Source organism: Acinetobacter calcoaceticus, from assembly GCF_051947995.1.
Taxonomy (GTDB): domain Bacteria; phylum Pseudomonadota; class Gammaproteobacteria; order Pseudomonadales; family Moraxellaceae; genus Acinetobacter.
In genome coordinates this window covers 151072-159227 of sequence record NZ_JBLVVH010000008.1, presented here as the reverse complement: position 1 = coordinate 159227, position 8156 = coordinate 151072, and the positions used below count along the sequence as shown (strand labels likewise).

General features: G+C 38.6%; 10 protein-coding genes and 1 pseudogene. 7 read left to right on the top strand and 4 right to left on the bottom strand.

The window, feature by feature from the left end:
• The 5 genes and pseudogenes from ACNQO6_RS15235 to ACNQO6_RS15215 form a co-directional block, all read left to right on the top strand.
• Positions 1-1160 (top strand): annotated as a pseudogene (locus ACNQO6_RS15235) (host specificity factor TipJ family phage tail protein); the annotation flags it as partial.
• A 64-nt stretch (positions 1161-1224) separates the two neighbouring features.
• On the top strand, positions 1225-1506 hold the full coding sequence (locus tag ACNQO6_RS15230; protein ID WP_009511727.1) for a phage holin: 282 nt from the start codon (positions 1225-1227) through the stop codon (positions 1504-1506).
• Complete coding sequence (locus ACNQO6_RS15225) at positions 1496-1708, top strand: hypothetical protein (RefSeq protein ID WP_200045674.1); 213 nt, start codon at positions 1496-1498, stop codon at positions 1706-1708. The genes ACNQO6_RS15230 and ACNQO6_RS15225 overlap by 11 nt, the downstream gene beginning before the upstream one ends.
• A gap of 96 nt (positions 1709-1804) precedes the next feature.
• Entirely contained in the window at positions 1805-2047 is a 243-nt protein-coding gene (locus tag ACNQO6_RS15220) for a hypothetical protein (RefSeq protein WP_440209511.1), read from the top strand.
• A gap of 41 nt (positions 2048-2088) precedes the next feature.
• On the top strand, positions 2089-2643 hold the full coding sequence (locus ACNQO6_RS15215; protein WP_440209510.1) for a lysozyme: 555 nt from the start codon (positions 2089-2091) through the stop codon (positions 2641-2643).
• Positions 2644-2900: 257 nt separating this feature from the next.
• On the opposite strand, the gene ACNQO6_RS15210 is transcribed toward ACNQO6_RS15215, so the two are convergent.
• The 4 genes from ACNQO6_RS15210 to ACNQO6_RS15195 form a co-directional block, all read right to left on the bottom strand.
• Complete coding sequence (locus tag ACNQO6_RS15210; RefSeq protein ID WP_440209509.1) at positions 2901-3662, bottom strand: hypothetical protein; 762 nt, start codon at positions 3660-3662, stop codon at positions 2901-2903.
• Positions 3663-3694: 32 nt separating this feature from the next.
• A complete protein-coding gene (locus tag ACNQO6_RS15205) occupies positions 3695-4993 on the bottom strand; it encodes a Y-family DNA polymerase (RefSeq protein ID WP_440209508.1) in 1299 nt (432 codons plus the stop codon).
• On the bottom strand, positions 4990-5481 hold the full coding sequence (locus tag ACNQO6_RS15200; protein WP_032881403.1) for a LexA family protein: 492 nt from the start codon (positions 5479-5481) through the stop codon (positions 4990-4992). The genes ACNQO6_RS15205 and ACNQO6_RS15200 overlap by 4 nt, the downstream gene beginning before the upstream one ends.
• Positions 5482-5587: 106 nt before the next feature.
• Positions 5588-6235, bottom strand: a complete 648-nt coding sequence (locus tag ACNQO6_RS15195; RefSeq protein WP_440209507.1) for an SOS response-associated peptidase — start codon at positions 6233-6235, stop codon at positions 5588-5590.
• A gap of 602 nt (positions 6236-6837) precedes the next feature.
• Between ACNQO6_RS15195 and ACNQO6_RS15190 the strand changes: the two genes are divergently transcribed.
• Both ACNQO6_RS15190 and ACNQO6_RS15185 read left to right on the top strand, forming a co-directional pair.
• Positions 6838-7368 (top strand): Csu type fimbrial protein, encoded by a 531-nt coding sequence (locus ACNQO6_RS15190; RefSeq protein ID WP_440209506.1) that lies wholly within the window; start codon positions 6838-6840, stop codon positions 7366-7368.
• Between the two features lie 79 nt (positions 7369-7447).
• Entirely contained in the window at positions 7448-8155 is a 708-nt protein-coding gene (locus tag ACNQO6_RS15185; RefSeq protein WP_440209505.1) for a fimbrial biogenesis chaperone, read from the top strand.
• The last annotated feature ends 1 nt before the right edge of the window (position 8156 follow it).

Sequence of the window (8156 nt, the reverse complement as noted above, 5' to 3'; positions counted from 1 at the left end):
GTGATGGCAGCGTGGACCTGATTCCGGTGACTGCAGGTGCGGCCTCAAATAAAGTTGTGTTAGGACGTTTGCCAAATGGTCCGCTTAAGCTAAATCCTGAGGATTACATCAACACCACCTATATCGTGGTGAGCGATGATACCAAAGGCTCTTTACCTTATCTGGTGGCCAAGAAGGAACCTGTAGGCAAGACGAGCAATAAAATCACCGCCATCAATTACGATGATCGCTATTACCTGAACGATAAGGACTATACCGACACCCCGATTGACGATAGCCCGATCTATATCCGTTATGACCAGCTTGATATCAATCTGGCTCGGTTGTACCAGATGCAGAGAGGCGAGTTGCCAGTCTCTGGAGTCATTAACTTTGTAGTAGAGCCTGGTGTACTGGTGTGCAGTTCAAGTGCTTTTCGTCCGTACACAGAGCTTATTTATAAACATAGTCGGGATTTTGCTTCAGTTAAATATGTAGTGCCTGAACTACCAGAAATTTCAGCCATTGATACTGGAGAGTTTCCACCAGATCTGGTGGTGAACCTCACTATTAAAGGAGCAATTGTGGGGCGTGGTGGTGATGGTGGTATTGCTCATGCAGCTTTCTATGATGGGAATGACTATGAGAATGCATTCACCAAAACTCGACGTGACGGCAGTATCGGAGCACCAGGCTTATTGGTGCGTCATTCTAAAGTGAATCTGATCATCGATGGCGGTATTGTTGCGCGTGGTGGATCCGGTGGTGGTGCCACTCCAAGTGGACGTAGTACACGATATAGCTATGCAATGCAGGGTACATGTGGTGGCGGCGGTGCACCGTTTGGCATGGCGCTGAGTTTTGTTCCAACGTCTAGCGAAGTACCGCAATTCAGGGGCTATTTTAATAACAATTACCAGACCGATAAGATTACTGATGCCCAGAGAGATATTCCAGGCAGAGGTTATCAAAGAGTGACTGGCGATTATGGATCACCGTTTTCTGGTAATGGTGGTGGCTGGGGCCAACGCGGTACCAAGTCAGTTAATACCGGGACTTGGAACTGGAACTATCACGGAACACTTGAGGGTGAGCCAGGACCAGGTGGACCGGCCATTATTGGTGCACCGTTACTGACCTTACAGATAATCAATGGAGGTCAAATTTTACAAACACTTTAACAGTCTTAAATCTTTTTATAAGCACCCCAACGGGTGCTTTTTTATTGTCTATTGGAGACAGGAAATGCAAGAACAGGCAGCAAGCGCGGTTGAAGCTGCTACAAACACAATCGCAGCAACAGCATCCAAGGTTTCATATACATCAGCGGGGTTATCAGTGGCAGCGTATGCAGCAAGCATTGATTGGGCAGTATGGGCCTCAGTCTTTATCGGTGTAATTACCTTTTTTACGACACTGTATTTTAAACGGCGTGATGATAAGCGAGCCCAGGAGATCCATGAATTGCGTAAGAAGCAATATGAGCAGAATAAAGAACGTTTAAAAGGGGATTGTGATGACAAGTGAACAGACTCGGGCTTATCTGGCCTTTGCATTGGTTGGGCTGATGTTTGTCCTGGTGATTGCTTTATTTTTTGTGGATATGCCACGGGAAAACAGCAACCTGATCAATACTGCCTTAGGTTTCATTGCTGGAGCAATGACAACAGCCTGTGGTTTTTATTTCGGCAGCTCTGAGCAGGAGAAGAAAAAAGATAGTCCTGTTTAATCATATTTTTACATAAGGTTTTGAAAATTAATGAACTTTAAATTAGCAGTTGTTGGGTTTTATGGTATAAAAAGGTTCCTCATATAGGAGCTATTCATGCCCATCATCACCCTGCAAGACCTTGATTCAGGAGAGATGATCAAAATTAGACAAGTTGTCGATCCTAAAGTTGGATTGGACATAAACTGTCAAGTTAGAATTATCCCAGTCTATAAATGGTTATATCTGGAAAATGGGGACCTACTACCAGATAAGCTGCAAGACAAGTTAAGAAAACCTATAGTTAATCAAGTTATAGATAAGCGCTATCTCATCTATAAGATAGAAAACCAACCCTAAACCGCCGCAAGGCGGTTTTTTATTGCCTAAGGAAAAGTGAAATGAATAGAAAACCATTCTTTGATGAAGCGCGTGTATTAGCAGGCGGTAAACTTACACAGGCGCAAGTTGATGAATTGAATAAGGTGGTAGATGGTCTTATGGCTGGTTCGGGTATGACAACAAGTCAGACAGGGATCAACCTAATTACCAGCTTTGAAGACTTAAAATTATCAGCGTACCTTTGTCCGGCTGGAGTGTGGACTATCGGTTTTGGTACCACCGTTTACCCAAATGGTAATCGAGTTAAACAAGTGGATAAATGTACCGAAGCTCAGGCCAAAGCTTACTTTGCGCATGATTTAAACCGATTCGAGCGTACAGTTAATGGATCTGTAGCTGTGCCGCTTTCACAAAATCAATTCGATGCGCTGGTGAGTCTGACTTACAACATCGGCGAAACAGCATTTAAAAATTCAACACTATTAGAAATGCTTAATGCCGGGAATTACCGGGGGGCTGCGGATCAGTTTCTTGTGTGGAATAAGTCAAAGGGACAAGTTCTCAACGGTCTTGTTCGGAGACGTAAAACGGAGCGTGAACTATTTTTAAAATAATCATTTTATTAATATTTAGCTTTGTCGTTTTATCCGGGTGCACTGCGCATACGATCAATAACAACGTACACGTTGGTATCTGTGTGAAAGCACTTTGATTGGCATTATGTGCCAATAAAATTTTGTGGCCAACTTGTCTGCAGATGAGATCCTGGTTAATGGTCGACAACTTAAGTTATTGAAAATTATATAAACCAAATAAAATGCCAATTTTCAACAATTGGCATTTTATTACACAAATTTAATAAGCTTAAATATTATGGATTTAGATCTTCAAGCCAATTTCTATAGTCTTTAATATCTTTTCTAATCTCATTTATATTTTGATTCATTTCAAATAACTCGCTACGTTCTAAATGACTATACTGATTGCCATATTTCCTCATTATTTTTGAGCTACAGTTAAAAGCTATACGTATATTTTTATCACTCTTTTTTCTGTTATAAGCACCATCTGGAAAAGTGGTTCCCAAGGCTGCCATGTCTGTCTGTAGTAGCTTGATTTTAACGTCTAAATCTAAAAATGTATTAAAACCCTCTGTTTCACTAAAGATTACTTTTTGATAATTACTTAGTACCTCGATTTGGAAGGCTATTTTACGTATTTCATCCATTTTTGAGTCAACGATACTGAAATCTGGTTTTTTGAAGTGAATGCCTTTTTCCGCTTCATCGTCAAAGTATTGATTAAGGTAATTGAAAATACTTTCATCTTCTCTTAACGCTTGAATTGAATCAATCAACTGCTTCGTTAATTGAGGGAATAGGCATAAATTTTTAATAATTTCATTATATTGACTTTGCTGTTTCCAATTTGAAATCAGCTTTGCCGCTATGATTGCTGCGCCAATGGTAGCCGCTGCTGATAAAAAACCGACTGTTACAGACCAAGATTCTTTTAAAGGCTCATCAATTTGATTATATGAAAATAACCATAAAGAGAAAAAGAAATAGATTATTGTGAGCGAAGTAACGAATCCACATACGTCGATAATGAACTTTCGGGCTTGAGGGTGCATGAACTTATTTTTTTTGAAAAAACTTATTTATTCTAGTCCTTTATAATTAATAATTCATCCCATCGGAATGGGTTTTTACTTAACTTGTCGCGGCTCATGCACCAGTTACGTTCAGGAAGAAAGCAAGGGCCAATAGCAATTTTTTTCTTTCCGAATTTTTTGTGTACACCCTCTAATGTGGTCATCAAGCGTTCTTTTCTTTCAACCTCGTTTAAGTCTGTCAGTAGGTCGTAAGTATGACCGGTCTTTGGCTCTAAGCACGTCAACAAGACGCCGCACTTCTTATATTTAATACCTTTCTTATAAATATGATTCAGCATTAATGTGGCAGCTTTCGCTAGATCGGGGGCGTAATCTGTAGGCTCTGGGAAAGTGTAGCTAAGAGACTTATTGTAAAAGGGCTCTTCCGGGTCGAACGGACTTGATTGAACAAAAGCGATAATGGTACCGCAGAGTTGTTCTTGCTCGCGCATTCTTATACATGCTTCTTGTGCATGCATTCCAATAGCTTCTTTAAGATCATTTAGTTCAGTAACACGTGCCCCAAATGAACAAGATTTTATGATCTGCTTTTTACTTGGTGGTGTATGTTCTACCTCAATGCATGAGATTCCCTGTAGTTCAGCTACTGTGCGGGCCATGACAATAGAGAAGCGCTTTTGCATCTCTCGCGGATTTGAGCTTGCTAAATCAAGTACAGTATTAACGCCCATTGCCTGAAGCTTCTTTGATATTTTTCGTCCAACTCCCCAGACTTCAGAAACATCAATCTGCGCAAGGTAATCCTCTTTATTGCACAGATCCATATTCACTAAATCACAAACGCCATCAAAAGCTGGATTTTTCTTAGCTATGTGATTTGAAATTTTTGCTTCAGTCTTTGATCGACCTATACCAACACAGACAGGTAGTCCGATCCATTTTAATATCTTCTGCCGCATGTCTTGGCCATACTCGGTTAAATCATAATTCTGGTAATAAGCGGTCAGGTCTAAAAAGCACTCATCTATTGAATAAATCTCTTGCTCGGCTTCTGTAACATATTGGGCAAGGATCTTGTGAAAACGGCGAGACATTTCAGCATAGAGAGCATAGTTACTGGAAAGCACTTGGACATTGTGCTTTTGAACAATATCTTTGATCTGAAATAGGGGAACACCCATCTTAATACCTAAAGCCTTGGCCTCATTGGATCTAGCCACGGCGCAACCATCGTTGTTGCTCAAGACAATGACCGGCTTATCACGTAAGTTTGGATTAAACATACGTTCGCAGCTGACGTAGCAATTGTTCACATCTACGAGTGCAAATACTTTATTTTCGGACTTCATGACTTTCTTGTATTCTTCAATACAAAAGTAACGACACCCCAGATTTCTAATTGTTGGCCATCGTTTAAATATATATTGCTGTATTCTGGATTTTCAGCTTTTAACCAGATACCTGTTTCATCCATCATCAATCGTTTGACTGTGAAATCGTTATCAACCAAAGCGACAATGATATCTCTATGCTTGGCTTCAAGGCTACGATCAACTATGAGCTCATCATCGATATCAATACCGGCGTTTATCATTGACAGTGATGCTACTTTGACAATGAAAGTGGCGCACTCATTCTGGATCAAGTGCTCGTTCATATCTATTTTTTTGTCGATGTAGTCTTGTGCCGGCGATGGAAAACCCGCTGATACCTTCTCGATCGCAACTGAAATCTGCATTCTAATAGAGGGCTCAATAAGTGAAATAGACCCTATATCAGAGAAGTACTCACGCCTAAAATGATTCTTGATTTCGATGATTTGGGATGAAGAGCTCATAGATACCTCTTGAATTTGTTACATAATCAAGATGATAGACTATGGCCCACAAAGTTAACAAATTTTAAATTTTCTGCTTAAACAAAGGGAAGTCATAACTTGTCGCTTAAAAATGTGCATTTGGTCGGAATTTATGCATTTCATTTTTCGGCGCTGCAGTGTATTCATCGGGTGGCATATCAACCAAAAAATCCCGAGCTTCTCTATTGCTGCAGGTAAGCCAATCCTTTCGGCGACCCTTTGGAATTACCACGATCGATCTCTTTTCATCGCTAGGAGCGTGGAACTGTTTCATAAATGGGTGCATGTCAGCGTTGATTGTTAGCATGCTCATTGATACTACAGGTTCGCCGTTGATAGTCGCATATTCATAAATACCGGCAACAGTAAACGGCATATCGTCTTGACGGTAGATCCCGTACCAATGAGACTTGCCATCAATATATTTTGGTTCAAAGATGGTCTCGACTGGAATTAAGCAAAATTGATTCTTTGCCCAGGCGTGGCGAAAGCTAGGCTTTGTGGCCACCGTCTCAGAACGGGCGTTATATGTATTTTTAACTTTTTTAATATCGTCCACCCAGTTTGGTACCAGACCGAAACGGGCAGATCTCCATTCGATCCCGTGCTCGGTCAAAATAAGAATAGGCCCGCCGTAGCCAGGATAAAGATCTGCTTTGTACTCGAATGTGGGTTCAAGCAGATTGAGGAGTAGTGCTCGGTTTCGAGCGATGGGTTCGAAGTTAGCGCACATATTTATCAAAATCTTGATCTAGGCTACATCAGATAGCATATACTTGCTTTAAGCATTTAATAAGCTTTCTTGTATTTTTCTCGAATATTCTTTAAAAATGTAAGTGACTATTTCAGTTATTCAATTCCTTGTAACTAAAATAATAACTAGATGATTTAATAAATTTGATGTGTCTCTTTTCAAAAAACATAATTAACTATCAAAAACTTAAATAAATTTTAGTTTAGTAAGTTATTGTATTTAGTAATAGCCCTATGATCTAAAAATTTAAAATTAATTAATTGAAAATTAAAGAAAAAATATAAAATAAATTTCTTTTAAAAAATAATTAAAAAATTATCCTTAAAATTGCATAAAAATCAATAACTTGATTTTATTGTATTTTTGTTGTTATTAATCGGTTAACTTATGTAAATTTAGTATTTCTATAGAAAATTCAAATAAAAAAAGGTGATTCGATGCAGATAATTTCTGTATTATGCGCACCATAGTGTAAAAAAATAACGCTTTAATAAAAGCAGTCAATAAAGCTAATGATTGTGATGAGGAAGGCTAGTTTTTACATCTATTCTAATTCTCAAAATGTAAAAAGGTTTCAATCCATGAAAAAGTCTCTCATTTGTTTATCTGCTATTTCTCTAGGCTTAATGTCTATCAATGCCGCAAATGCAGCATCAGCTACTGGTACATTAACTGTTAAAGCTACTATTACAAATAGTTGTGTTTTAAACACTTCTGCAACAGGTACCACTGCTAATGCCGTTTTAGATTTCGGTACATTAAGTTCACTTGCTAGCAATGTAGATGCAGATACTACAACAACAGGTGGTACAGCTATTAAAGTGTTATGTAATAACACTGTGCCATGGACTCTAGCTTTTGATGGTGGTAAAAACGCTCAAACGACTCAACGTCGTATGATTGGCGGTGCAACAAGCAACGAATATATTCCTTATAACCTTTTCTCAGATACTAACCGCACAACAGCAATTGGTATTGCTACATCAGCATATAGCGGTACTGGTACAGGTCTAGTTCAAACGGTTAACGTCTATGGTCGTATCCCTGCTGGTTCAGCTTTGCCAAGCGCAGGTAGCTATCTTGATACTGTAACTGTTACGGTAACATATTAATTTTTAATTGTTTTGTGTTTCATTACTAGCTCTTATTTAAAAGGGCTAGCTCAATTAAAAAAACAGATCTGGGCATATTATGAGAAAAAATATTTTTATTCTTACAAGTTTATTCTTATCTCTGTCTGGTACCGTTAATGCGGCTACAATTCGAATTTCACCTGTGAATGTGGAAATGTTGAGTGATCAATCAGCATCTTCAATTAGTATAAATAACCAGTCAAATGAAGCTACTGATGTACAGGTGCGTGTATTTGAATGGATACAAGAAAGTGGGCAAGATCAACTAATTCCTACCGAAGAGATTGCAGTTAGTCCACCATTTTTAAAATTAAAGCCCAATGATTCTTATAATTTAAGGGTAGTCAGAATTAATCCAGTAGCTATTTCTGGAGAAAAAACCTATCGTATTATTATTGACGAGTTACCAAAGCCGGTTGATAGCCGTAAAGCAGCCCAAGGGGTTAATGTACTACTCCGTTCGTCATTGCCTGTGTTTGTGGTAAATAAGGATGCAATTACTAAGCTGAATTGGTCAATAAAACAGGAAAAAGATAATACATATCTCTCGATAAGCAATGTTGGTAATCGACATGCGCTTTTAAATAATTTAACGCTTGTTGATACCACAGCCAATAAAAGCTATCCAATAAAAGTAAATACTGTGAATGGTTATGTTCTTGCTGGTAAAATAAAAAATTATAATATTGGTTCTGATTTCAAATTTGAAGCAAATCATAAATACAATATTTCATTAAATATTAACGGTAAGCAAGCTACTCTTTAAA

What these genes read in the sequence shown, in the direction of transcription:
- ACNQO6_RS15220 (WP_440209511.1), top strand. Translation starts at nt 1,805, where the DNA reads ATGCCCATCATCACCCTGCAAGACCTTGATTCAGGAGAGATGATCAAA.
- ACNQO6_RS15215 (WP_440209510.1), top strand. Translation starts at nt 2,089, where the DNA reads ATGAATAGAAAACCATTCTTTGATGAAGCGCGTGTATTAGCAGGCGGT.
- ACNQO6_RS15205 (WP_440209508.1), bottom strand. Translation starts at nt 4,993, where the DNA reads ATGAAGTCCGAAAATAAAGTATTTGCACTCGTAGATGTGAACAATTGC.
- ACNQO6_RS15225 (WP_200045674.1), top strand. Translation starts at nt 1,496, where the DNA reads ATGACAAGTGAACAGACTCGGGCTTATCTGGCCTTTGCATTGGTTGGG.
- ACNQO6_RS15190 (WP_440209506.1), top strand. Translation starts at nt 6,838, where the DNA reads ATGAAAAAGTCTCTCATTTGTTTATCTGCTATTTCTCTAGGCTTAATG.
- ACNQO6_RS15200 (WP_032881403.1), bottom strand. Translation starts at nt 5,481, where the DNA reads ATGAGCTCTTCATCCCAAATCATCGAAATCAAGAATCATTTTAGGCGT.
- ACNQO6_RS15185 (WP_440209505.1), top strand. Translation starts at nt 7,448, where the DNA reads ATGAGAAAAAATATTTTTATTCTTACAAGTTTATTCTTATCTCTGTCT.
- ACNQO6_RS15230 (WP_009511727.1), top strand. Translation starts at nt 1,225, where the DNA reads ATGCAAGAACAGGCAGCAAGCGCGGTTGAAGCTGCTACAAACACAATC.
- ACNQO6_RS15195 (WP_440209507.1), bottom strand. Translation starts at nt 6,235, where the DNA reads ATGTGCGCTAACTTCGAACCCATCGCTCGAAACCGAGCACTACTCCTC.
- ACNQO6_RS15210 (WP_440209509.1), bottom strand. Translation starts at nt 3,662, where the DNA reads ATGCACCCTCAAGCCCGAAAGTTCATTATCGACGTATGTGGATTCGTT.